This is a genomic window from Variovorax sp. P5_A3 (assembly GCF_056400665.1).
This window is the reverse complement of sequence record NZ_JBFUKW010000002.1, coordinates 149868-173303: the sequence shown is the minus strand read 5'-3', so window position 1 is coordinate 173303 and position 23436 is coordinate 149868. Positions and strand designations below refer to the sequence as shown.

The window sequence follows — 23436 nt, the reverse complement described above, 5'->3', positions numbered from 1 at the left end:
TCCGCGTCGTTCACTCGCGCGGACCGTCCTTGCCAAACATTTTCCGGATCGCCGCAACGCCTGCGACCAAGGCATTGGCGTAGGTGCTGTGGGGGTCGCTTGCCGCTTCGATCGGCAAATAGGGGAGCACGTCCTCCAGCTCGTAATCGGTGGCCTCCATCAAGACCCAATAGAACTCGCCCTCTTCGAGTTCCTGGACGGTGAGCGCGATATTTCGCAATTGCGACATGAAGTTGGCAAGAAGGCCATGAATAGTGATAGGACCAAACGATCCTATTCACCCCCATCGATAACACCTAGCCACAATTTCACGAATCGTCACAAATGTGACCAGTCGTAATTAAATACGCAAGTCCTACAAACCCGCAAGCTGCACTTTTGGGCAATTGGCGCAATGCGTCTAGGTTTCCCTACAGCGCGGATCAGATGCCAGGCCTAAGCTAGTGCCCAATCCACCACCATCAGGAGGAGACATGAAGCACTTCACCCTGGACAAGCGCATGACTGCCGCGGTCGGCGGGGCGTTCTACCCCACGGGCCATTCCGTCGTGATGTTTCCGGACGCGCAGGATGCCAGCCGTATCGGACATCTGTTGATCGACCACGGCTTCAGCGGCGACGAGGTCTACCTGATCCCGCCGCACATCGTCCTCGAACAGATCACGCCCACGATCCACGAATCGGACAGCCCCCTGCCCTCGGCGGGCACCGATGCCGCCACCGTCCGCGCCTACACGCAGCTTGCCCGGGAGGGACATACCGCACTGTTGGTCCGGACCAGGGACGAGGCCATGGCCAAACGGCTGATGGAGCACGTCCGCAAGGTGAGCTATTCGATCGCGCAGCGATACCGCACGCTCGTGATCGAGGACCTCTGAGATCAGGCGCCGGCCGCCCGCAACAACACGGCGCGGGCCATCGCCTGAGCCAGTTCATGCTCGCCGAGGAAGACCGTGGCAGCGGCTTCCTGCGTCAGCAGACGGGCCTCGTCCTCGTTGTGGCTGCGGATCACGGTCTCGATCGCAGGGTTGAGCGTGCGCGCCGCCTCGATCATCTGCCGCACATTCATGGCGTCGGCCGTGGCGACCACGAGCACGCGCGCGCGGGCGATGTGGGCCTGGATCAGCACGGCCGGATCCGCCGCATCGCCCCAGACCGCGGCCATGCCTTCGGCGCGAAGCTTCTCGACGAGTTCGCGGTTCTGCTCCGCCACCACGAACGGGATGTCATGCGCGGTGAGCGCCGACGCGATGCGTCGCCCGACGCGCCCATAGCCGACCAGCACCACCTGCCTTGAAAGATACCTGGCCTCCGTGCTCATCGGCAGTTCGGCCAGCGGATCGTCCCGCGCCTCCAGCCCGCGCGCGAACGACGAGTGGGCGTGCAGCCATTTCTGCAACGGCGCGATCAGGCTGAACCACAGCGGATTGCTGGCAATGGAGATCAGCGCGCCGGCGAGCAGCAGGCTCTGGCCCTCGGGTGGCAGCAAGCCGAGTCCCGCGCCCAGCGCAGCCAGGATGAACGAGAACTCGCCGATCTGCGCCAGGCTCGCGCTGACCGTGAGGGCGGTGCCGAGCGGATAGCGAAACAGCAGCACCAACGCGCAAGCCGCCACGGACTTGCCGACGACGATCACGAGCACCACGGCCAGCACCTGCAGCGGGCGCTCGATCAGCACCGCCGGATCGAACAGCATGCCGACCGAGACGAAGAACAACACCGCGAAGGCGTCGCGCAGCGGCAGAGATTCCTGCGCCGCCCGGTGGCTGAACTCCGACTCGCGCATCACCATGCCGGCGAAGAAGGCCCCGAGAGCGAACGACACCCCGAACAGCGCCGCCGAAGCGAACGCGATGCTCACCGCGGCAGCGACCACGCACAGGGTGAACAGCTCGCGCGAGCCGGTCCGCGTGACCTGCCAGAGGATCCACGGGAAGACCCGCCGCCCCACCACCAGCATCAGCGCGACGAAGCCCCCGACCTGCAACAGCGTGAGCCCCAGCGTCTGCCAGAGAGGCGCGCTGTCGACCACGCTGTCAGTCCCGCCCAATGCGGCCCCCAATGGCGGCAGGAGCACCAGCACCAGGACCATCGCGAGGTCTTCCACCACCAGCCAGCCGACGGCAATACGGCCAGTGAACGATTCCAGGATGCCCAGGCTCTCGAGCGCGCGCAGCAGCACCACCGTGCTCGCCACCGACAGCGCCAGGCCGAAGACCAGTGCGCCGCCCGGGCCCCAGCCCCACCACGTCGCGAGCGCACCGCCAAGCAGCGTCGCCACCACGATCTGCACCAGCGCGCCGGGCAGCGCGATCTTTCGCACCGCGAGCAGGTCGTCGAGCGAGAAGTGCAGTCCGACACCGAACATGAGCAACATGACGCCGATCTCGGCGAGCTGGGCGGCGATGCCCGCATCGGCGACGAAGCCGGGCGTAAAGGGGCCGATGATGACGCCCGCCAGCAGGTAGCCGACCAGCGCCGGCAAGCGCAGCCGCGCCGCGAGAAAACCGAGCACCAGCGCGAGCCCGAGTCCGGCCGCGATGGTGTTGATCAGTGAAACGCTGTGGGGCATCGACTTGCATTCTGCAAGAACGACGCCCGGCGCCGGATCAGGAAGCCATTTTTTCCGTACGGGCGTTGACCAGCGCCTCGGGTGCCTGCGCCTCCACCCAGGTCTCGTTGTTCAACCCGGCCTGCAACCTCTCCATGTCAAGCTCGTCGGTCCATTTGGCAACGACGATGGTCGCGACGCCGTTGCCGATCAGGTTGGTCAATGCCCGCGCTTCGGACATGAAGCGGTCGATGCCGAGGATCAGCGCCAGCCCCGCCACCGGCACATGGCCGACCGCCGACAGCGTCGCCGCCAGCACGATGAAGCCGCTGCCGGTGACGCCGGCCGCCCCCTTCGATGTCAGCAGCAGCACCGCGAGCAGCGTGATCTCCTGCATGAGGGTCATGGGCGTGTTGGTGGCCTGCGCGATGAAGACCGCCGCCATCGTGAGGTAGATCGAGGTGCCGTCGAGGTTGAACGAATAGCCTGTCGGGATCACCAGGCCGACCGTCGTCTTGTTCGCGCCCAGGTTTTCCATCTTCTCCATCATGCGCGGCAGCACAGACTCGGAGGAGGACGTGCCGAGCACGATCAGCAGTTCTTCCTTGATGTACTTGATGAACTTCCAGATGCTGAAGCCATGAAAGCGCGCGATGCCTCCCAGCACCACGAAGATGAAGAGCAGGCAGGTCAGGTAGAAGGTGCCCATCAGCTTGCCGAGCTGGAACAGCGAACCGATGCCGTACTTGCCGATCGTGAAGGCCATCGCGCCGAAGGCACCGATGGGCGCCAGCTTCATGATGTAGCCGATGATCACGAAGAGCACGTGCGAGCCCCTCTCGATCACGTCGAACACCAGCGTGCCGCGGCCGCCGAAGCGATGCAGCGCGAAGCCGAAGAGCACGGCAATCAGCAGCACCTGCAGGATCTCGCCCTTGGCGAACGCATCGACCACGGTGTTGGGAATGATGTGCATCAGGAAGTCGACCGTGCCTTCCATCTTGCCCGGGCCGGTGTAGGCCGCGAGCGCTCGCGTGTCGAGCGACGCCGGGTCGACGTTCATGCCCGCCCCGGGCTTGAACACGTTGACCAGCACCAGCCCCACCACGAGCGCGATGCTGCTGACGATCTCAAAATACAGCAGCGCGAGGCCGCCGGTCTTGCCGACCTTCTTCATGTCTTCCATGCCGGCGATGCCGACGACGACCGTGCAGAAGATGATCGGCGCGATCATCATCTTGATCAGCTTGATGAAGGCGTCACCCAGCGGCTTCATCGTTTCGCCGACCGACGGATAGAAATGGCCGAGCAACACGCCGATGATCACCGCGGTGATGACCTGCGCATAGAGTGACTTGTAGAGCGGCGGCTTCGGTGCCGGCGCGGCGGGAGCGGCTGTTGTGGCTACTGCGGCTGGGGTCATTGAATGTCTCCTTGTAAGCAAAAAAAGACCCGCAGCAGCGGGTCTTTTCGGGAGTGCTCGGCTGCGGGTGCCTCAGTGCATGTGCAACCCGCCGTTGACCGAGAAGTCGGCCCCCGTGGAGTAGCCGCCCTCGTCGGTCGCGAGCCACGCGATGATCGATGCGATCTCGCTCGGTTCGCCCAAGCGCTTGACGGGAATGGTGGCGACGATCTTGTCGAGCACTTCCTGCCGGATCGCCTTGACCATGTCGGTGCCGATGTAGCCCGGGCTGACAGTGTTCACGGTCACGCCCTTGGCGGCAAGCTCCTGCGCCAGCGCCATTGTGAAGCCGTGCATGCCCGCCTTGGCCGCCGAGTAGTTGGTCTGCCCGGCCTGGCCCTTGGCGCCATTGACCGAACTGATGTTGATGATGCGGCCCCAGCCCTTTTCGACCATGTCGCCGACCACCTGCTTGGTGACGTTGAACATGCTGTTGAGGTTGGTCTCGATCACCGAGCTCCAGTCTTCGGGCGTCATCTTGAGGAACATGCGGTCCCGCGTGATGCCCGCGTTGTTCACCAGCACGTCGATGCTGCCGTGCTCGGCCTTGGCCTTGGTGAACGCTTCCACGGTGGATTGCCAGTCGCCCACATTGCCGACCGAGGCATGGAAATCGAAGCCTTCCGCTTTCTGTTCCGCCAGCCATTTGGCGTGGTCCCGCGTGGGGCCGCAGCCGGCGATGACGGTGAACCCATCCTTGTGAAGGCGCTGGCAAATGGCTGTTCCGATGCCCCCCATGCCCCCGGTGACGTATGCGACTTTCTTGCTCATGAGTGTTCCTTGGTGTGTGCAAAGCCCTGACGGCCGAAGTTCACTGTAGCGAAGTTTCTCACCAACACCCGATCAGGAAAACACTGAGCCTTCTTTGCAACCGGGTGTCACAACCGCTCCATATACTGATTCGATGTCCTCCATTGTGCTGATCGATATCGCCAAATCCCGGGGCGACAGCACCCCCTTGCGCGCGGTCGACCTGCAGATCCGGCCCGGCACATTCTGCGTCGTGCTCGGGCCTTCGGGTTGCGGCAAGTCGACGACGTTGCGCATCGTTGCAGGTTTGGAGACCTCTGGCCGCTGATCATCACCAACAGCGTCAGTTCGTGCAGAGCTTCATGAGGGCCGGCATCAAATGAAACTCGTGACCTGGAACACCCAGTGGTGCTGCGGCCTCGACGGGGTCGTGAGCGCCGAACGCATCGTCGACGGCGCTCGCGCCATGGGCGATTTCGACGTGTTGTGCCTGCAAGAGATCGCTTCCGGCTTCGACGGCATGCCCGGGCGTCCGGGCGACCAGCCCGCCGAGTTGCAGGCACTGCTGCCGGGATTCCAGCTCTTCTTCGGAGCAGCCGTGGACGAGTTCGACGCCGACGGCCGCCGCCAGCGCTTCGGCAACGTGATCGCCACGCGGCTCCCCGTCTCCCGCGTGCAGCATCACCTCCTGCCCTGGCCCGCCGACGCCAGCGTGAGCAGCATGCCGCGAATGTGCACCGTCGTCACATTGACCAGCCCCGAACTGGGCTCGATGCGCGTGATGACCACGCACCTGGAGTACTACTCGTCGACCCAGCGGCTGGCGCAGGCCCGTGCCGTGCGCGCCCTGCACGTCGAGGCATGCGAGCAGGCCGCCACGCCCCCCGTCGTCGAACTCCGCGGATCGCCCTTCCAGCCCAAGCTGCACACGCCCCAGGCCATCCTCTGCGGCGACTTCAACATGGCGACCTCCGATCCCGCCTACGACGAGATCCAGGCGTCCTTCACCGACCCCGCCCTCCCCGTCGGCGGCACCCCCGACAAGCGCCTGCAGGACGCCTGGCCCCTCGCCCACCCGGACCGCCCCCACGACCCCACCTTCCGCCTCTTCGACCGCAAATACGGCCCCGACCCCATCGCCTGCGACTTCGTCTTCGTCAGCAACGCGCTGGCTCCGAGAGTCCGAAAAGTCGAAGTCGATCTGCAAACCCGCGCGTCAGATCACCAGCCCGTCCTCATCGAACTCAGCGACTAAGAAGCGCAGCGAAATGCCAGAAACACCGCGGAACCGGCTCCGCCGGGCCGCAGGGTGTTGCCCCCGGCAGGGGGTGGGCGTCTACACGAAGTGAGTAAGCCTGGGGGCGAGCAACTACATGACCCCGAAGGTCGCCAGCGCCTCGCAGGCGCTCATGCCGCCGCGGATCGCGTCGGCCACCTTGTTCTCCGTGCGCACCTTGTCCAGCGCCTTCGCCACCGCTTCGGCCTCGACGGCACGCGGGATGACCAGCACGCCCTCGCGATCGCCGAACAGCAAGTCGCCGGGCACGATGCGAACACCCTCGATCTCGATGGTGCAACGGTAGTCGATGACCTGGCCGCGCACGCCCTGGTCCTGCGCGTAGGTGCCGCGACAGAAGACATTGAACTGGAGCCGCTCGATCTCGTCGGCGTCGCGCACGTAGCCGTCCAGGATGGCGCCGGCCGCCTTGAGATGGCGTGCTCGCGTCGACATCAGCCCGCCCCAGAGGGCATAGCGCAGCGATGCCCCGGTGGCGATGTAGATCTCGCCCTCCTTCAGGTCGTCCAGTGCCTCCAGCATCAGGCCGAAAGGCTTGCCCGACAGTGGGCCGGCCGACCGGTTGCCGTCGTTGATCACGTCGGCCTCGAGCACGGGCATCGCCCGCCCGACGATACGCATCGACTTCTCCAGCGGTGCGATGCCCGCCGGGAGGAACTGGTGCTGGTAACCCATCGTGTCGAGCACGTCGCCCACTGCGGCGACAAAGAGTTCGTCGCGGATTTGCTTGAACAGGGCGCGGTCGCTGTCGTCCATCTTGTCTCCTTCTGTGGCTCAAGGCCGGAATGAAAAAAGCCGCGCCCGAAGACGCGGCTTTCAGTCAGGGGCACTTGCGCTCAACGCTCGATCGTCAAGGCCACGCCCATGCCGCCGCCGATGCACAGCGAGGCAATGCCTTTCTTGGCATTCTGGCGCTGCATCTCGTGCAGCAGCGTCACCAGGATGCGGCAGCCGGACGCGCCGATCGGGTGGCCAATGGCGATCGCGCCGCCGTTGACGTTGACCTTGTTCACGTCCCAGCCCATCTCGCGGTTCACGGCGCAGGCCTGTGCGGCGAAGGCTTCGTTGATTTCGAGCACGTCCAGATCCTGCGGCTTCCAGCCTGCGCGCTGCAGTGCCTTCTGCGAAGCAGGCACGGGACCCATGCCCATGAATGCCGGATCGAGCCCGGTGCTGGCATAGCTGGCAATGCGGCCCAGCGGCTTGAGGCCCAGCGCAGCCGCCTTCTTGGCGGTCATCACCATCACGGCGGCGGCGCCGTCGTTCAGGCCCGAGGCGTTGCCGGCCGTCACGCCGCCCGCCTTGTCGAAAGCGGGGCGCAGGCCGGCCAGGCCTTCGGCGTTGGTCTTGCGGTTGATGAATTCGTCCTTGTCGAAGACGATCGGGTCGCCCTTCTTCTGCGGGATGTTGACCGCGACGATCTCGTCCTTGAACTTGCCGGCGTCCTGCGCTGCGGCGGCCTTGGTCTGGCTGCCCAGCGCCAGTTCGTCCTGCGCGGCACGGCTGATGTCGTACTTCTTCGCGACGTTCTCGGCGGTGATGCCCATGTGGTACTGGTTGTAGACGTCCCACAGGCCGTCGATGATCATCGAGTCGACCAGTTTCCAGTCACCCATGCGCTGGCCGTTGCGCGAGTTCGGCAGCACGTGCGGCGCCAGGCTCATGCTTTCCTGTCCGCCGGCCACGACGATCTCGCTGTCGCCCGTCGCCACGGCTTGTGCCGCGAGCATCACGGCCTTCAGGCCCGAGCCGCAGACCGCATTGATGGTGAGCGCCGGGGTCGAATTGACGATGCCGCTCTTCAGCAATGCCTGCCGCGCCGGGTTCTGTCCGCTGCCCGCGGCGAGCACCTGGCCCATGATGACTTCGCCGATCTGGTCGTTGCCGATCTTGGCGCGCTCGAGCACTTCCTTGATTACGATGGCACCCAACTCGGTGGCGGGAATGCCGGCCAGTGATCCGCCGAACTTGCCCACGGCGGTGCGTGCGGCCGAAACGATGACGATGTCTTCCATGGTGTGCTCTCCGATGCGTGGATTGAAATGACAGGGAAAAGGATTCAGGCTTTCGCTTTGACGTAGCGTCCCGGCGCAGGCTCCATCGCCTTGTAGGCGCTGCCCTTGCCGTAGGTCTTGGGGGCAGGGATCTGCTTGCCCGCGTGGGTCTTGAGCCAGTTCGACCAGTCGGTCCACCAGCTTCCAGGGTGCTCGGTCGCGCCTTCGAGCCACTCTTCCTGCGCTGCCGGCAGCTTGCCGTCCGCGCGAATCCAGTGGCTGCGCTTCTTCTTGGCCGGCGGATTGATCACCCCGGCGATATGGCCGGAGGCGCCCATGACGAAGCGTTTCTTGCCGCTCAGCACCTGTGTCGACGCGTACGCACCGCCGATCGGCACGATGTGGTCTTCGCGTGAACCGTAGATGTAGACCGGCGCCTCGATGCTGCCGAGGTCCACCTGCTCGCCGGCAACCGTGAGTGCGCCGGGCTGGGCCAGCTTGTTCTCGTGGTACGTGTTCCGCAGGTACCAGCAGTACATCGGTCCCGGCAGGTTCGTCGCGTCGCTGTTCCAGTAGAGCAGGTCGAAGGGCGGCGGCGTCTCGCCCTTGAGGTAGTTGCCGACCACGTAGTTCCACACGAGGTCGTTGGGGCGCAGGAAGCTGAAGGTCGACGCGAGTTCGCCGCCCTTCAGCAGGCCTCCCTTGGCCATCTGCATCTCCCGGAACTGCACGAAGGATTCGTCGATGAAGATGTCGAGCACGCCCGTGTCGGTGAAGTTGAGCAAGGTGGTCAGCAAGGTCACGGAAGAGGCCGGCTGCTCGCCGCGCGCCGCGAGCACGGCCAGCGCAGTGCTCAGGATGGTGCCTCCCACGCAGAAGCCGAGCGTGTCGATCTTGCCGCCCTTCTTGTCCTGGCCGGTGATCTCCTGCGTGACGTGGATCGCCTTGATCGCGGCGTCCTCGATGTACTGGTCCCACGTGTAGCTTTCCATCGACGCATCGGGGTTGCGCCAGCTCACCACGAAAACGCGGTGCCCCTGCTCCACCGCGTAGCGGATGAGCGAGTTCTCGGGTTGCAGGTCGAGGATGTAGAACTTGTTGATGCACGGCGGCACCAGCAGCAGCGGCCGCTCGTAGACCTTGGCGGTGAGCGGCTTGTATTCGAGCAGTTGGAAGAGGTCGTTCTCGAAGACCACGGCGCCCTCGGTGTTCCCGACATTGCGGCCCACCTCGAAGGCGCTTTCGTCCGTCATGCTCAGGTGGCCCTGTTGCACGTCGTGCAGCAGGTTCCGGATGCCCTTGGCGATGCTCTCGCCTTGCGTCTCGAGCGCCTTCTTCTGCGCTTCGGCGTTGAAGGCCAGGTAGTTGCTGGGCGACGAGGCGGCCATCCATTGCTCGACCGCGAAACGTAGGCGGGACCGCGTCTTCTCGTCGGCTTCGACGGCTTCCGCCATGCCCAGCAGCGTGCGTGCGTTGAGCAGATAGACCGCTGCCGCAAAGGACGACACGGGATTGCTGCTCCATGCTTCACCGGCGAAACGCTTGTCGCCGATCGACCGGTTGGCCACATCCTGACGCCAGAGTTCGGTGGCAGCGTCGATGTACTCCTGCTGCAGTTGCTGCAGCTTCTCGGTGGACAGAGCGAAGCGCGGCATTTCCCAGGACGAGCCCTGGCCGTTGCCATTTCCACCCACGCCCAGCGACTGGAACGATTCGAGCGCCTTGCTCCACCCCTGGGTCAGCGCCTGCTGGAATGGCGCGAATGTCTCCGCCGCAGTGGCGTGTTCTTGCTTCATGATGTCTCCGGCTCCCTCACCTCTTTGACACGGGTTTTGAGTATGCTGCATTCATGGGGGCCCGACCAGCGCGGTACCCGATACCTTCCTGAAAACATCGTCTATGCACCTCGTCGTCATTGCCTGGCTGTATGTTGCCCTGATGATGGCGGTCGCAGAGGCCACCAACACCAACGGCACCGTGCTCGGCGCGGTCTTCACCTTTCTACTGTACGGCTTGCTGCCGGTGGCACTGGTGGTTTACCTGATGGCTACGCCGGCCCGGCGTCGCGCACTCAAGGAACGGGAGGCCGCCGAGCGTGACGCTGCCATTCAGGCCGCCAGAGCGAAATCAGTCGCGCCAGATGCAGGCGGCGAAGCGGCCGCTGATCCGGTCGCGCCGGTGCGAGAAAAAGCGTAACGGGTTGTGCACCGTGCACCAGGCTTCGCTGCTGTCGTTGCCGTGGAGCCGCACCACACCGGCGGCGCGCAGCCGCTGACGGGCGAGGCCCGGCAGGTCAGCAAACCACTTGTCCGGTGAGCCAGCGGGCCTGAAGCACGTGACCGCTCCAGGCGCAGAGGCTTCGAATGCGATCCGAACCTCATCGCCCACTTCGAAGGCATCCGGGCCGATGCAAGGGCCGAGCCAGGCCATGACTTCCTGCCTGCCGCCCTCGGACCCGAAAGCCTCGATCGTCCGCTCCAGGACGCCCCCCACGAGTCCGCGCCATCCGGCGTGTGCAGCCGCAATGCGGTGCCCCGTTTCATCGGTGAACAGCACGGGGAGGCAATCGGCCACCATGATCGTGCAGGCAATGGCACTCTCAATGGTCGTGCACCCGTCCGCCATGATGCCGTCGACGCTCGGCGCGCCCAGCGCCGCCACCTGCGTGCCGTGCACTTGCTGAAGGAACACTGGCCTCGCCCCGATGGCATCGCGCAGGAGGGCCCGGTTGGCGCGCACGCGTTGGGGATCGTCGCCAACGTGGTCGCCCAGGTTCAGGCCCTGGTAGTTGCCGACGGAGACGCCCCCGGCCCGCGTCGAACAGATCGCATGCACGCCGGACGGCGCCGGCCAGTCGGGGACGATCCAGTCGGCGTTGTTCACGCTTCGGCGTCAGGGCAACGCGATGGTTGTGCGCGCTGGAAGGCATCGAGCTGCATGCAGGCCTCGAAGGCCGCCATGGTGCGCGGCAAGCCGCTGAAATCGCAGTCGAAGCGCTGGCCGTTGAAGACCTGTGGCACCAGGCAGCAATCGGCCATGGTCGGGGTGTTGCCGTAGCAATAGGTGCCGGCGGGGAGCAGCGCGAGGTGGCGCTCGAAGGCTTCCATGCCCACGCGCACCCAGTGGCGATACCACGCGTTCTTGGCCTCGTCGTCGACCTTGAGTTCGTGGACGAGATACTTGAGAACGCGCAGATTGTTCAGCGGATGGATCTCGCAGGCGATGGTCTCCGAAAGCGCCCGCACGCGCGCGCGACCTACCGGGTCGTGCGGCAGCAATGCCGGCTCGGGGTTTGTCTCGTCGAGGTACTCGATGATGGCCATCGACTGCGTGAAGCGCTCGCCGTCGTCTTCGAGCAGGGGCACCAGCATGTCGGGCGAAATGGCGGCGAAGGGCCCCGTCCTGTGCTCCCCGCGCGCGATGTGCACCGGGATGTAGTCGTAGTCGAGCCCCTTGAGATTCAGCGCGATGCGCACGCGGAAGGAGGCGGAGGATCGGAAATAGTTGTGCAGCTTCATCATCCGGCAAGCATAGCCTCGCGACGCCGCCGGGGCCATTCCGCCGGGCGACGCGCCCGGCCCTCTGGCACACTGCCGTTTTCGCAGAAAAGGACGTTTTTCCCATGGCTTCCGAGTACGTTTTCACCCCCCACCCTGTCGTGTCGATTCCCGTGGTCGGCCAGCCTGCGCGCTTTCCGGTGCACCGCATCTACTGCGTGGGCCGGAACTACGAGGAGCACGCCAAGGAAATGGGCTTCACCGGCCGCGAGCCGCCCTTCTTCTTCATGAAGCCGGCCGATGCCGTCGTGGTCGTCGATGCCGGAACCACCGGCACCATGGCCTACCCGACCCTCACCAAGAACCTGCATCACGAGATCGAACTCGTGGCGGCCATCGGTACGGGCGGGAAGAACATCCTGGCGGCTGATGCGCACAAGCACATCTTCGGCTACGCCGTCGGGCTGGACATGACGCGGCGCGACCTGCAGAACGACATGAAGAAGCAGGGCCGCCCCTGGGACATCGGCAAGAGCTTCGAGCAGAGCGCGCCGATCGGCCCCATCGTCCCGGTTGCACAGGCCGGCGATGTCGAGAAGGCGGAAATCTCCGTGCAGGTGGGCGGCACCGACCGCCAACGCAGCAATGTGAGCAAGCTGATCTGGAACATCGCCGAGACCATCGAGCACCTGTCGGCCGCCTGGGAATTGCAGCCCGGCGACCTGATCTTCACGGGCACCCCCGAGGGCGTGGCCGCCGTCGTGGCCGGCGACACGCTGGTGGGCGAGATCACCGGCCTGCCGGCGCTGACCGTCAAGGTCGTCTGAGCATGCGCTCCAACGGTCGTCGGCGGGCGGACTGAATGTTCCTGCGCGTCCCCATCAAGCACTGCAAGAACTGCGGCACCGCGGTCGTCTATCGCCTTCCGGACGACGGCGACACCAAGGAACGCGCGGTCTGCCCGGCCTGCAACACGATCCACTACGAGAACCCGCTGAATGTGGTCGGCACCATCCCCGTGCTGGGCGATCGCGTGTTGCTGTGCAAGCGCAACATCGAGCCCCGCTGGGGCAAGTGGACCTTGCCCGCGGGCTTCATGGAGCTCAACGAGACGACCGAACAGGGCGCGGCGCGCGAGACCGACGAGGAAGCCGGCGCCGAGTTCGAGATCGAAGGGCTCTTTGCGGTCATGAGCGTCGTGCGCGTGGGCCAGGTCCATCTGTTCTACCGCGCCAGGCTGCTGAGCGACAAGTTCGATCCGGGCCATGAAACCATCGAGGCGCGGCTCTTCACCGAGGACGAAGTTCCCTGGGAAGAGATTGCGTTCCGGACCGTCAAGGAGGCGCTCCAGCGCTATTTCGAGGACCGACGCCGCGGCAGCTTCGATCGGGTGCACACGGTGGACATCGCATGAAGCGCATCCGACCATTGACAGCCCTTGCGCTGCTCCTCGGTTTCGCAGCAACGGCGGCGCTCGCGCGGGCCGAGCCGGTCGGCGAAGTCGATACGGCCTTCAAATTGATAGGTCCGGACCACAAGATAGTGGTCGAGGCCTATGACGATCCCAAGGTGAACGGCGTGACGTGCTACGTCTCCCGCGCCAAGACAGGCGGCGTTTCCGGCGCGCTCGGGCTGGCGGAGGACAAGGCCGAGGCATCCATCGCCTGCCGGCAGGTCGGGCCGGTCAGCGTCACGCAGCCCTTGCCGAAGCGCGAGGAGGTCTACAGCGAACGCCTGTCCATCCTCTTCAAGCGGCTGCGCGTCGTGCGCATGGTCGACGCGAAGCGCAACACGCTGGTCTACCTGACCTACTCCGACCTGCTGATCGATGGGTCCCCGAAGAACAGCGTGACCGCGGTTCCGATCGATCGCGCCACGCCGATCCCGCAGAAGCAATAAGGCAGGCGCCCCGGCATGAGCAGCAGCGCCCCCGGCAACGCCGTCCGCGAGCTCTATGTGGCGCTCTGGCACTACGCCGAGGGCGCGCGGCCGCAGATGCTTACCGCGACCGCGCTGCTCACCGGCTCGCAACTGCTGCGACTCACCATGCCATGGCTTGCTGCGCAGGCCATCAACGCACTGCAGACCGGAGACATCGAGGCGTCCGGGAAATGGATCGCTGCGCTGGCGGGCATCTACCTCTTCTCGTGGGTGATTCACGGCCCCGGACGCATCCTCGAGCGCAACGTCGGCCTGCGCGTACGCGAGAGGCTCGCGGACACGCTCTACGCCCGCATCGCGGCCGCGCCGCTGGTCTGGCATGACGGACACCATTCGGGAGAACTGCAGCACCGCGTGCACCAGGCGAGTCGCGCGCTGTCCGACTTCGCGCAGAACCAGTTCATCTATCTGACGAACATCGTGAACTTCATCGGGCCGCTGATCGCGCTGACGCTGCTGTCACGCGTGAGCGGTGCGATGGCCATCATCGGCTACGTGGTGATCGCGATCATCATCGTGCGCTTCGACCGTGCGCTGATGCGACTCGCGCGCACCGAGAACGATGCCGACCGACGCTACGTCGCGGCGCTGCTCGACTTTCTCGGCAACGCATCGACGGTCATCGGCCTGCGACTGTCGGCTGCATCGCGAGGGCTGTTGGGGCGGCGCATGGAGGCGATCTCGGCGCCGCTCAAGCGCACCGTCGTGCTGAACGAAGGCAAGTGGTTCGCGGTCGACCTGATGGGGCTGGCCCTGACGTGGGGACTGGTCGTGGTGTACGTCTGGCAGTCGCGTGCACCCGGGCAGGCGGTGATGCTGGGCTCGGTCTTCATGATCTACCAGTACGCGCAGCAGGCCGCGAGCGTGGTCTCGTCGATGGCAGCCAACTTCCAGTTCTTCGCGCGGATGCACACCGACTACAGCAGCGCAGCACCGATCTGGGAGGCGCCGGCGCGCCTGGATGACCTTGCGCTGGAGCGGATCGATCCCGATGCCCTCTGGAGCACCGCGCAGGTCGACGGACTGGTGTGGAACTACAACCCGCGCGGCACGCAGGCGCCCGGCGAGACCGCCCGCAGCGGGTTGCACGAAGTGTCCCTCACGCTGCGCCGCGGCGAGCGGATCGCATTGGTCGGCCCGAGCGGCGGCGGCAAGAGCACCTTGTTGCGAGTGCTGGCCGGCCTGTATGCGCCACACGGCGGCACGCTGGCGATCGATGGCCAGGCGCAGGCGTGGTCGCGTCTTCGCACCATGGCCACCTTGATTCCGCAAGAGACCGAAGTCTTCGAAGCAAGCGTGCGCGAGAACCTGGGTTTCGGCCAGCCTTTCGATGACGAGGAACTCCTCGCGGCCATGCACGTGAGCACGTTCGACGAAGTACTGAAGGCCACCCATGGCGAACTCGACACGCCGCTTTCGGAGCGCGGCTTCAACCTGTCGGGCGGCCAGCGGCAGCGCCTGTGCCTGGCGCGCGGTGTCCTCGCCGCGAGGGGCAGTTCGCTGCTGCTGCTCGACGAGCCCACCAGCGCGCTGGATGCGGTCACCGAAGGTCGCGTGCTCGAACGCATCGGTGCCGCGTTTCCCGATGCCTGCGTGATTGCGTCGATCCATCGCCTGAGCCTGCTCGACCGCTTCGACACCGTGGTGCTGATGGAAGCCGGCAGAGTCGTGGATGCTGGCGCGCGCGACGCAGTGCTCGCACGGCAGCCAATGCTGCGAAAGATGCTGACGCCAGCGGCTCCCACTCCGTGCTAAAAAAGGGGAGTCCCGGTCGCGAGACCGCGGGAACCCTTTTTGCCAAAACCGTTTCAAAAAGCGCCATGCAAGACCAGAAACACCTTCTTCGCGCCGGTTTCACCATGCTGGCGGCAGCCGTCCTGACGGCATGCACCACGCCTCCACAACGCGCGACAACGACGCAGCCCTTCTACCCCTTGCCGCCCGCGACCCCGTCCGCTCCGCCGGCCGTCACGCCTCCCGCGCCGAAGCCGCAGGCCACGTTCATTCGTCCGGCGAACGGTCGCACTCTCTCGACCTTCGACGGCAGTCGCAACAAGGGCCTGGACATCGCCGGCAACATGGGTGATCCGATCATCGCCTCGGCCGACGGCCGCGTGGTCTACGTCGGCGGCGAGTTGCGCGGCTACGGCAACATGGTCATCGTCAAGCACAACGACACCTACCTGACCGCCTATGCGCACGCGCAGACCATCCTCGTGAAGGAAAAGGACGTCGTGCGACAAGGCCAGAAGATCGCGGAAATGGGCAACAGCGACGCCGATCGCGTGAAGCTGCATTTCGAGATCCGCAAGCAGGGCGTGCCGGTGGATCCGGAGCCCTATCTCAACGGGCAACTGAACTAGCCGAGCAGCGCCAGGGTCCCTGGATCGGACCGGCCTGCGAAGTGCTTCTGCAGGCACGCGTCGAAGACCGCCACGGAGGGATCCGCCTTGGCGAACAGCGTCATGGACGACCAGAATTTCTGATCGTCCGGCGCGCCGAAGATCTCGTGCACCGAGCGGCCTTCTGTCTTCAGGACCAGTTCGCTGCACTCGCGCAACCGCGCCCCGAGCGGCGGATGTGCGAGGTAGGCCTGTGCTTCGTCGAGGGATGCAATGCCATAGCGCCGGGCCATCTCGCTTCGGCCAAGGCCACGCAATTGCGGAAAGACGAACCACATCCAGTGGCTGCGCTTTCTGCCCGCGCGCAACTCGGCGGCGACGCTGTCGATCACGCCATCCTGGGCGTCGACGAAACGCTGGAGATCGAAGGGATCGCTCATCCGATGGACTTCCTGTAGGCGGCTTCCGTCGCCGCATTGCGAGTATGCCGCTCACCGATCCGGTCGCGATAGCGTGAAATCCATGAGCCCAAAAAAAAGGAGATCACCATGCTCTGCGAAGCGATCCACTGTGCCGACACGAAGACGGTCAGGTTCGCGATCTATCCCGACGGCTTCGACGGACCTCGCATCATGGCCCGCATCGCCGACGATGCGTTGCATGAAATCTTCGGAGCGGGCAACGATGATTCGGGCCTGCTCGATGCGTGCGAAGCGCATTTCAGCGCGATCGAGGCGAAAGCGCTGGAGCGCCACCGCGCTTCGCCTTCGATACCTGTGACGCTGGCAGCCGCGGACTTCGAGCCCATCATCTACGTGGACGAAATGTCCTGTATCTGAAGGCAGACCGACGCAGGAAGATGTTGCCCAAGGCAGCATCAAGCTGCGACACTGGGCGTGATGCGCTCAGATCCTCCATCCGTTCTTTCCGGGGAAGCAAGGGCCGCGCACTGGAGCGCGTCGATCCGCCTTTTTCATTGGATCGTCGCGGCACTCATCTTCATGCAATTCATCCTGGGCTGGCTGGCGGCCAGTTGGCGGCTTTCACCGACAAAGATCAACCTGTTCGTCTGGCACAAGTCGATCGGAATGCTGATCCTTGCGCTGGTCGTCCTGCGCCTGCTGAATCGCCTGGCGAAGCCCACGCCAGCGCTTCCCGCAGGCATGCCCGCCTGGGAACGCACGGCGGCGCGGGCGAGCCACGCCCTGCTCTATGTCCTGATGGTCGCGATGCCGCTGACCGGCTGGATCATCAACTCTGCGGCGGGTGTTCCGTTCCGGATCTTCTGGCAGGTGCCGCTGCCGGCATTGCTCGCTCCTGACAAGGGCACGGCGGATCTCGCCGCGCTTGCGCACTTCTGTCTCGGGATCGCTTTCGTTACGCTGCTGATCCTGCACATCGGCGCGGCGCTGCGACATCACTTCGTCAAACGCAACGACGTGCTGACCCGCATGATGCATGCGCGGCCTCATTGAAATGAAACGACTCGTCTGCGCTTTCGCCCTGCTTGCCTGCACCGCGCTGCAATTCGCGCACGCGGCCGATTGGAAGATGGATCCGGCGGCGAGCCGCCTCGAGTTCGCCGCGACTTTCGAGAAAGCGTTGGCACCGGGCGTCTTCAAGGAATTCGACACGCGGCTGAGCTTCGACCCGGACCAGCCGGCTGGTGGTCGTCTGGACGTCAACATCCGCGTCGCGAGCGCGGACATGGCGAGCGCGGACATCAACAAGGCCATTGCGGGAGCCGAATGGTTCGACTTTGCCCGTCACCAACAGGCGGAATTCCATTCGACCGACATCCGCAAGGCCAATGCGCAGGGCGCCAGCTACGTCGCGCGCGGCACGCTCACGCTGAAAGGCGTGCAGCAACCGGTGGAAGTCCCGTTCAAATGGGCCGAAGCGCCCGATGGCGCAACCATGCAAGGCGAGTTCGTGGTGAAGCGAACGCCGTTCGGCATCGGCACCGGCGAGTGGACCGCGACGGACGTGATCGGACCCGAGGTCACGGTGAAGTTCAGCGTGAAGCTGCGCAAGGCCTCGTGAATGCGCCGCCTCGGGTGCGCCATTGCATTCGTCACGCTGGTCGCCGGGTGCGCTTCGCCGATGCGAGCAACCGCGCCGGAACCGACGATTGCGGCTCGAACCGCGCCGGAGGGCTTCGACAGCAAGCGCTACGAGCAAGCGGCGGCGCAAGGCAGACACGTCTACAGCGTGGCACCCGAGGGTTCGCTCGTTGCAATCCTTGTGCGCCGTGGCGGGTCGCTCGCGCATCTGGGCCACGATCACGTCGTCGCGAGCCGCGGTGTGCAAGGCTACGTTGCACCCGACGAAGGCAGTGCCGACCTCTATGTTCCGCTGGCCGACCTGTCGGTCGACGAGCCGGCGCTCCGCAAGGAGGCCGGGCTGGACACGCAACCCAGCGAGCCGGACATCGCCGGCACGCGTTCGAACATGCTGGACAAGGTGCTCGAGACGCAGCGCTTTCCCTACGCGCTCATTCACATCAACAGCCGGGGGACGACGCCGGGCGGTATGCGGCTCGACATCGCCCTCACGCTGCACGGGGTCACCCGATCGTTCGATGTGCCGGCGCAGATGGAGACGCAGCCGGGCGAGATGAAGGTTGCCGGATCTCTGGAGTTCAACCAGTCCGATTTCGGCATGGTGCCCTTCTCGATCCTCGGCGGCGCGATACAGGTGCAGGACCGGCTGAGCCTGCGCTTCAGGATTCTTGCGCGACCCGTTGCTGCCCGATCATGAAATCCCGAAGATCGTTGTAACGCGCGACGAAGTTGACCAGCACGCTGGCCGTCCATGCAAAAGTGAAGATGCCCGACATGGCGATGATCGGCGGCACCATCCGCCAGGCGCCGGGCAGAGAAAACGGTTCGCCGAGCGCGGTGTAGCAGTTGGCCGCGAAGTAGGCGGCCGTCGACCAGCGCGCGACGATATCGCCAAAGATCAGCGCAGCCGACCAGAGCACCACTTCCGCGAGGTGCAGCGCAAGCAGCATCATCACCATCACGGTGAACAGCAGGTCCGCCTGCCATAGCGCGGCGCGTGACCTGAGCGCGTTGCTCCTCTTGAGATAGGAACTGGTGATGACGCGAATCCAGAAGGCGTGGAACATGATCACCGTGACGAGCACCGCGCCGCCGAACATGATGTCGGGCAAGGGCAAGGCCTGGGTCAGCGCGTTTTCGACCATGCTGGGCCTGAGGCTGGACAGATCTGAAGCGGCCGTCGAAACGACGGCCGGCAGCGACTCGGAATCAATCTTCTGGTCGGCCATGATGAGCATCCTTGGTTTGGACAGGTCGGAATCGTCCGCGCCATGGTAGCGGCCGATCGTGGCTATGGCTCGCCGCGCGATGCCATCAAGGCTCGTCACGCAACCAGCCTACGCCGCAGGCGCCGCCCGGGCGCGGGAGCACTACGTCAACGTGGATGGCCCTGGCCGAGCCGCCGATGCCCTCATCGAGCACCTGCGCACGCCAGGCGCTGCCGGCGTCACTTCGTCGGTGCAGCCTGGACGCGGAGCGCGACACTTTCAGTGATGCTGGCCACGACCTGGTCACCGGTCTTGACCTCGTGCAGGACCTTCGGGTCCCGCACCTTCACGTCGTACAGCATGCCGCTGGGACCCTGAAGGGTGGCAACGCCTCGCTTGGCGTCGACGCTTTCGACGTTCGCGACGATGGTCGTCCGCTTCGTGGCGACACCGCCCGGCTTCGCGCCTCGTGCAGCAACGGCAGCCGAGTCGGTCTCGACCTTTTCGCGGATGCCGTCGCCGCCCTTGACGAGGGCGAGCGCAATGCCGATTCGATAGCTCAGGCGAACGCGATCGCCGACCTTGACCTGGTCGAGATTCTTGACCGCCGGATCGACCCTCATCTCGCCGATGTTCCCCTTGGGGCCCTTGATCGAAACGATGCGGTTGCCGAGATCGATCGCCGTGACCTCACCGACGACGGATACGACCGTCGAGCCGCCTCGCGCGTCTTCGAGTTCCACCGTCTTTCTGGCTGGCGTTTGCGCGCCGGCCATCCCGGCAGTCGCTCCAAGCAGGAGGGCTGTGCATGTGGTTGCCAGGAAGTACTTGCCAATGGTCATCGCCGAGCTCCAATGTGTGACAGCCCAGTTTCGCCCCGCGCCCCCGGGCGTGTCAATGAACTTACAGCGGCCCGCGCTGGCTCCGCGGCACGCCAGGCGCCGTGGGCGCGTCCGCTTGCGCCCTCTCCCGATCGATATTCACCAACAGTCCGTGCATGGTCAGCATGCGCAACGCTTCCACTTGCGTGAACTCCTGATCGGCCGCGACGAATCGCATCTCGTAGGATCCGAGTCGGACAACGTCTCCGTGCACGAGGACTTGGCTCTCGATGCGCACGTCATTGACGAAGGTTCCGTTGCGACTGCCGAGATCGGTGATGGTGACGAAGGCTTGCTCGACATCGATGACCGCGTGATCCCGGCTGGCTTGACCGGAGTCGACGACGACATCGTTGGTTGCGCCGCGGCCCACCTTGTTGTCATGGGGCTGAAGGAGGACCTGTCGCGTCTCGCCGGCGGCGGTCATCATGAGAAGCATCGGCATCGGGGACTACTCCTTGTCCAATGCAGCCTTCGCTGCCGGCGGGGGTTGGAAGTGCGCTTCATGGGTGTTTCATGCCAATCATAGATATCGCCATGAGTTGAGCAGCCTTGAAGGGCTTGCGAATACTTACGCGCTACTGAATCGCTGGAGATCGGGCATGCCCTTCTGTTATCGGCCTGCGGCGGCGCAATTGCGCCGATATTCATCAGTCTGTGAAAGACGAAAACTCCATCACACGACTCAAACTCCCTTTTCCTTCTTTTCATGCGCATCGACGAGCTGCGCAAGCAATCTCATGAAGACAACGCGATCTTCTGGCGACAGCGGTTCGATCAGCAGTTCTTGAGAGCGGTGAATGCTTTCTTGCAAGTCGTTGATCAGGTTGAGCCCATCCGTGGTGATCACCGAAAGCCTTGATCGACGATCGTCCGGGTTGACGCGGGTTTCGACCAACCCCTTGTCACCGAGACGTTTGAGCACTTCCGCCGTCGTTGTCCGGTCCAGCGAAAGCTCTCGACCGATCGCTTTCTGATCCAGCCAAGGGTTCATCGAAAGCGCTGTCAGCATGCCGACCTGAAGCGGAGTGATGCTTTCGGACTTGCATAGATCGAAAAAGATCGCCTGTCCGATCTGGGTCAGCCTGCGGATGAGGAAACCCGGGCGACGCCACATGACCTGGCGCAATGGATTGAAAGGCTCTGGGACCGGGTGCTTTGCCACATCGGCTGAGCCGACCGTCTTTTTCTGAGCAGGAGAACGCTTTGTCATCATCTCGAGATCGCTGAAAGTGTCAGCCGACGAGTTTATCGACTCCCTTGAGTGTGAATGGAAACCAAACTGCGCTTCAGGTTGCGCTAGCGCAGGTCGACCTTCAGGTAATCACCAAGCAAGCGATAAAAATCTTCCTCGTCATCCCACGGGATCATGTGCCCGGCGTTCAAGGCCGTGCATTGCGACAATCCAGGCGAGAGAGGCTCGATCTCAGCAAGGTCTTCCGGCAGCATCACCCCTCCTCGGCCCGCCGCCATCAGAAGTCCAGGCGTCCGCAGTTTGGGTAGATCGGCGTGGATGTCGTCCTCATGGAAGCCAGCATGCGCCTGGACAACAGCATCCTGGTCGCACGTATGGAGCCATTCGGCCCTCAGCCGCAATTGTTCGTCTGTCCACGTGGGCGCATAGGGGCGAAGCTCTTCGGCCGTGATGCCCTTGACAGCCATTTGGATCGACTCGACATACCAAGCCAGAGGGACTGGATAGGGTCGGCGGCCCGGGCCGGACATTGGCGGATCGACAAGCAGCAGCCTGGCCATGCGTCCCGGATCGAGCGCCGCGGCGCGAATCGCCACGCGGGCGCCCATTGAGTGACCCAGCACCGTCACGGATGACCACCCCAGGACATTCAGCAGATCCAGCACATCGGCCGCCATGGCATCAAGGCTCGCGACCATCCCCGGCGTGCTGAAGGATAGACCGCGCCCCCGGAAGTCAAGGACATGGACGTCGAAGTGCCGAGCCAATCGCTCGGCGACGAAGCCCCAGGTAATTGCAGGACTCGTGATTCCGGGCAACAGGAGCAGTCGAGGACCCTGTCCTCCATAGCGCAAGAGGTGCAGCCGCACCCCGTTCGCACGGATGTGATAGCCAAGAAGAAAGGAACTCATTCGGACTCCGAAAATGTTCACGCGCCCAACTCTGTGACGCCAGCATCACGTTCAAACTTACGTCGAAAGAACCATCAAAACGCTCGCATGAGCCGCTTGCCTCTCCTGGAGCGAGCCATGTCAGAGCTGCGGCGGCTTTCCAAACCAGCCACGGATGCGATTCCAGAGCACGCTCCACATCATCCCGGCGACGGAAACCGTGGGTTGTGGTTCATTGGACGCAACCGTATGACCGCCCAGCCTTCGCGTGATCTGTTTTCCGAAGTCCGCGACCATGCGGCGCACGAAATCCTTCACGAGTCCGGAGCGCGAGAATTGAGCGAGTGGACCCTGGAGGGCATAGATCATGTCCACGTGGACACGAGTGTTGCCCGCCGTCAGTGCTTCCAGGCGATAGGTGATGTCTCCCTGGGTGCGCGACTTGCTCAGGCTGTCCTGGCCGGCACCGCGCAGGACTGCGCGCCTGGCAGCATCGTCACGCTCCAGCCGCGCTGCACCGGCGAAGGCCGCCGACATCGGACCGAACTTGATCGCGATGGTGCCCTTGACCCTCTCTCCCTCGTGCGAGTCGATGGTCGCACCGGGCAAGCAGGACGCAACCGCAGGCAGGTCGCCCATGAACTCCCACACCTGATCCGCCGGATAGGGCACATCGAAATGCACTTCGATCGCGTTGCCCTTGGCCTTGGCCTTGGCCATCGCGACGGGATCGACCTCCGCCATTTCCGCGGCAGCCACCGGATCCGCCGTGGGCGGCTTGGCGGGTGAACGCGCGGGCGGCTGCGCCTGGCTCGGTGTAGTGACCGGGCCCGGTGCCATGGTTCGCGGCAAGCTCAGTGTCTGCCGCAGCTTTTCGACTTGCGCGTCGGGGGTGTCACGCTGCTGTTGCAACACATCCAGGATGGCGTCCACGATGCCCTGGTATCCGGTGCAACGGCACAGGTTCCCGGACAGCTCGAGGCGCACGCGCGCCTCGTCGGCGTGGGGCAGACGCAGCACGATGTCGCGCGCCGTGGTGAGCATTCCGGGTGTGCAAAAGCCACATTGCAGCGCGTGATGACGCGTGAACGCCGGACGCAGCCTCTGCATTACCGCATCATCGTCGTAGCCCTCGATGGTGGTGACCTCCTGGCCCTCACATGCCACGGCGAAAGTGATGCACGAGCGCGTCGGTTGCCCGTTGACGAGCACCGTGCATGCGCCGCAGACGCCATGCTCGCAGCCAAGGTGGGTTCCTGTCAGGCGCAGTTCGTCCCGCAGGAAGTCACCAAGATGCATCCGCGGTTCCGCCAGCCGGCTGAAGCCGCGGCCGTTGACCTGAATAGAGATGGGGTTCAAGTCTTC

Annotated in this window: 28 protein-coding genes and 1 pseudogene; 13 read left to right on the top strand and 16 right to left on the bottom strand. The window is 64.5% G+C overall.

The window, feature by feature from the left end; translation table 11 throughout:
* Positions 1-10: 10 nt before the first annotated feature.
* The gene (locus tag AC1D3B_RS02980) at positions 11-229 is read right to left on the bottom strand and encodes a hypothetical protein (protein WP_478189170.1); all 219 of its coding nucleotides are present in this window, start codon (positions 227-229) and stop codon (positions 11-13) included.
* Positions 230-473: 244 nt separating this feature from the next.
* Between AC1D3B_RS02980 and AC1D3B_RS02975 the strand changes: the two genes are divergently transcribed.
* A complete protein-coding gene (locus AC1D3B_RS02975) occupies positions 474-878 on the top strand; it encodes a hypothetical protein (protein WP_478189169.1) in 405 nt (134 codons plus the stop codon).
* 2 nt (positions 879-880) lie between these two features.
* On the opposite strand, the gene AC1D3B_RS02970 is transcribed toward AC1D3B_RS02975, so the two are convergent.
* From AC1D3B_RS02970 to phbB, 3 genes are all read right to left on the bottom strand, one after another.
* The gene (locus tag AC1D3B_RS02970) at positions 881-2572 is read right to left on the bottom strand and encodes a cation:proton antiporter domain-containing protein (protein WP_478189168.1); all 1692 of its coding nucleotides are present in this window, start codon (positions 2570-2572) and stop codon (positions 881-883) included.
* A gap of 37 nt (positions 2573-2609) precedes the next feature.
* Positions 2610-3974, bottom strand: coding sequence for a dicarboxylate/amino acid:cation symporter (locus tag AC1D3B_RS02965; protein WP_478189167.1), 1365 nt, complete (start codon positions 3972-3974; stop codon positions 2610-2612).
* A gap of 72 nt (positions 3975-4046) precedes the next feature.
* Positions 4047-4784: an acetoacetyl-CoA reductase gene (gene phbB, locus AC1D3B_RS02960; RefSeq protein ID WP_478189166.1), complete on the bottom strand. Its 738-nt coding sequence runs from the start codon at positions 4782-4784 to the stop codon at positions 4047-4049.
* Between the two features lie 133 nt (positions 4785-4917).
* Between phbB and AC1D3B_RS02955 the strand changes: the two are divergent.
* Both AC1D3B_RS02955 and AC1D3B_RS02950 read left to right on the top strand, forming a co-directional pair.
* Positions 4918-5085, top strand: a pseudogene (locus tag AC1D3B_RS02955) (ATP-binding cassette domain-containing protein); the annotation flags it as partial.
* Positions 5086-5142: 57 nt separating this feature from the next.
* A complete protein-coding gene (locus AC1D3B_RS02950) occupies positions 5143-6018 on the top strand; it encodes an endonuclease/exonuclease/phosphatase family protein (RefSeq protein ID WP_478189165.1) in 876 nt (291 codons plus the stop codon).
* A gap of 114 nt (positions 6019-6132) precedes the next feature.
* On the opposite strand, the gene AC1D3B_RS02945 is transcribed toward AC1D3B_RS02950, so the two are convergent.
* From AC1D3B_RS02945 to phaC, 3 genes are all read right to left on the bottom strand, one after another.
* Entirely contained in the window at positions 6133-6816 is a 684-nt protein-coding gene (locus tag AC1D3B_RS02945) for an RraA family protein (protein ID WP_478189164.1), read from the bottom strand.
* Between the two features lie 80 nt (positions 6817-6896).
* Positions 6897-8075 (bottom strand): acetyl-CoA C-acetyltransferase, encoded by a 1179-nt coding sequence (locus AC1D3B_RS02940; protein ID WP_478189163.1) that lies wholly within the window; start codon positions 8073-8075, stop codon positions 6897-6899.
* 44 nt (positions 8076-8119) lie between these two features.
* Positions 8120-9850, bottom strand: a complete 1731-nt coding sequence (gene phaC, locus AC1D3B_RS02935) for a class I poly(R)-hydroxyalkanoic acid synthase (protein ID WP_478189162.1) — start codon at positions 9848-9850, stop codon at positions 8120-8122.
* A 103-nt stretch (positions 9851-9953) separates the two neighbouring features.
* Between phaC and AC1D3B_RS02930 the strand changes: the two genes are divergently transcribed.
* Positions 9954-10250 carry a hypothetical protein gene (locus AC1D3B_RS02930; RefSeq protein WP_478189161.1) on the top strand — a complete coding sequence of 99 codons (297 nt, stop codon included), beginning with the start codon at positions 9954-9956 and terminating at the stop codon, positions 10248-10250.
* Here the strand turns inward: AC1D3B_RS02930 and pgeF are convergent.
* The gene (pgeF, locus tag AC1D3B_RS02925; RefSeq protein ID WP_478189160.1) at positions 10182-10937 is read right to left on the bottom strand and encodes a peptidoglycan editing factor PgeF; all 756 of its coding nucleotides are present in this window, start codon (positions 10935-10937) and stop codon (positions 10182-10184) included. The genes AC1D3B_RS02930 and pgeF overlap by 69 nt on opposite strands.
* The gene (maiA, locus tag AC1D3B_RS02920) at positions 10934-11572 is read right to left on the bottom strand and encodes a maleylacetoacetate isomerase (RefSeq protein WP_478189624.1); all 639 of its coding nucleotides are present in this window, start codon (positions 11570-11572) and stop codon (positions 10934-10936) included. Before maiA ends, pgeF begins: the two co-directional genes overlap by 4 nt.
* 104 nt (positions 11573-11676) lie before the next feature.
* Here maiA and AC1D3B_RS02915 point away from each other — a divergent pair, with 104 nt between their 5' ends.
* The 5 genes from AC1D3B_RS02915 (at position 11677) to AC1D3B_RS02895 (ending at position 15855) form a co-directional block, all read left to right on the top strand.
* The gene (locus tag AC1D3B_RS02915) at positions 11677-12378 is read left to right on the top strand and encodes a fumarylacetoacetate hydrolase family protein (protein ID WP_478189159.1); all 702 of its coding nucleotides are present in this window, start codon (positions 11677-11679) and stop codon (positions 12376-12378) included.
* 35 nt (positions 12379-12413) lie between these two features.
* A complete protein-coding gene (locus AC1D3B_RS02910; RefSeq protein ID WP_478189158.1) occupies positions 12414-12965 on the top strand; it encodes an NUDIX hydrolase in 552 nt (183 codons plus the stop codon).
* Positions 12962-13450, top strand: coding sequence for a CreA family protein (locus AC1D3B_RS02905; RefSeq protein ID WP_478189157.1), 489 nt, complete (start codon positions 12962-12964; stop codon positions 13448-13450). Before AC1D3B_RS02910 ends, AC1D3B_RS02905 begins: the two co-directional genes overlap by 4 nt.
* A 15-nt stretch (positions 13451-13465) precedes the next feature.
* Positions 13466-15247, top strand: a complete 1782-nt coding sequence (locus AC1D3B_RS02900) for an ABC transporter ATP-binding protein (RefSeq protein ID WP_478189156.1) — start codon at positions 13466-13468, stop codon at positions 15245-15247.
* 65 nt (positions 15248-15312) lie between these two features.
* Positions 15313-15855, top strand: a complete 543-nt coding sequence (locus AC1D3B_RS02895) for a murein hydrolase activator EnvC family protein (protein WP_478189155.1) — start codon at positions 15313-15315, stop codon at positions 15853-15855.
* On the opposite strand, the gene AC1D3B_RS02890 is transcribed toward AC1D3B_RS02895, so the two are convergent.
* Positions 15852-16274, bottom strand: a complete 423-nt coding sequence (locus AC1D3B_RS02890; RefSeq protein ID WP_478189154.1) for a DUF1810 domain-containing protein — start codon at positions 16272-16274, stop codon at positions 15852-15854. The two genes, AC1D3B_RS02895 and AC1D3B_RS02890, sit on opposite strands and share 4 nt — an antisense overlap.
* 108 nt (positions 16275-16382) lie before the next feature.
* On the opposite strand from AC1D3B_RS02890, the gene AC1D3B_RS02885 reads away from it, so the two are divergent.
* From AC1D3B_RS02885 to AC1D3B_RS02870, 4 genes are read left to right on the top strand one after another with little or no spacing between them, the layout of a single operon-like run.
* The gene (locus AC1D3B_RS02885) at positions 16383-16673 is read left to right on the top strand and encodes a hypothetical protein (RefSeq protein ID WP_478189153.1); all 291 of its coding nucleotides are present in this window, start codon (positions 16383-16385) and stop codon (positions 16671-16673) included.
* 60 nt (positions 16674-16733) lie between these two features.
* Complete coding sequence (locus AC1D3B_RS02880; RefSeq protein WP_478189623.1) at positions 16734-17309, top strand: cytochrome b; 576 nt, start codon at positions 16734-16736, stop codon at positions 17307-17309.
* A gap of 1 nt (position 17310) precedes the next feature.
* Positions 17311-17877, top strand: coding sequence for a YceI family protein (locus AC1D3B_RS02875; protein ID WP_478189152.1), 567 nt, complete (start codon positions 17311-17313; stop codon positions 17875-17877).
* Positions 17878-18594, top strand: a complete 717-nt coding sequence (locus AC1D3B_RS02870; RefSeq protein WP_478189151.1) for a YceI family protein — start codon at positions 17878-17880, stop codon at positions 18592-18594. It abuts the gene before it with no gap.
* Here the strand turns inward: AC1D3B_RS02870 and AC1D3B_RS02865 are convergent.
* From AC1D3B_RS02865 to AC1D3B_RS02840, 6 genes are all read right to left on the bottom strand, one after another.
* Positions 18557-19126, bottom strand: a complete 570-nt coding sequence (locus tag AC1D3B_RS02865; RefSeq protein ID WP_478189150.1) for a hypothetical protein — start codon at positions 19124-19126, stop codon at positions 18557-18559. The two genes, AC1D3B_RS02870 and AC1D3B_RS02865, sit on opposite strands and share 38 nt — an antisense overlap.
* Before the next feature lie 218 nt (positions 19127-19344).
* Complete coding sequence (locus tag AC1D3B_RS02860; RefSeq protein ID WP_478189149.1) at positions 19345-19947, bottom strand: hypothetical protein; 603 nt, start codon at positions 19945-19947, stop codon at positions 19345-19347.
* A gap of 61 nt (positions 19948-20008) precedes the next feature.
* Positions 20009-20416: an FHA domain-containing protein gene (locus tag AC1D3B_RS02855; protein WP_478189148.1), complete on the bottom strand. Its 408-nt coding sequence runs from the start codon at positions 20414-20416 to the stop codon at positions 20009-20011.
* A 255-nt stretch (positions 20417-20671) separates the two neighbouring features.
* Complete coding sequence (locus AC1D3B_RS02850) at positions 20672-21202, bottom strand: MarR family winged helix-turn-helix transcriptional regulator (protein ID WP_047787453.1); 531 nt, start codon at positions 21200-21202, stop codon at positions 20672-20674.
* Positions 21203-21285: 83 nt separating this feature from the next.
* The gene (locus AC1D3B_RS02845) at positions 21286-22092 is read right to left on the bottom strand and encodes an alpha/beta fold hydrolase (RefSeq protein WP_478189147.1); all 807 of its coding nucleotides are present in this window, start codon (positions 22090-22092) and stop codon (positions 21286-21288) included.
* Between the two features lie 120 nt (positions 22093-22212).
* A complete protein-coding gene (locus tag AC1D3B_RS02840; protein ID WP_478189146.1) occupies positions 22213-23430 on the bottom strand; it encodes a xanthine dehydrogenase family Fe-S subunit in 1218 nt (405 codons plus the stop codon).
* Positions 23431-23436 lie beyond the last annotated feature (6 nt).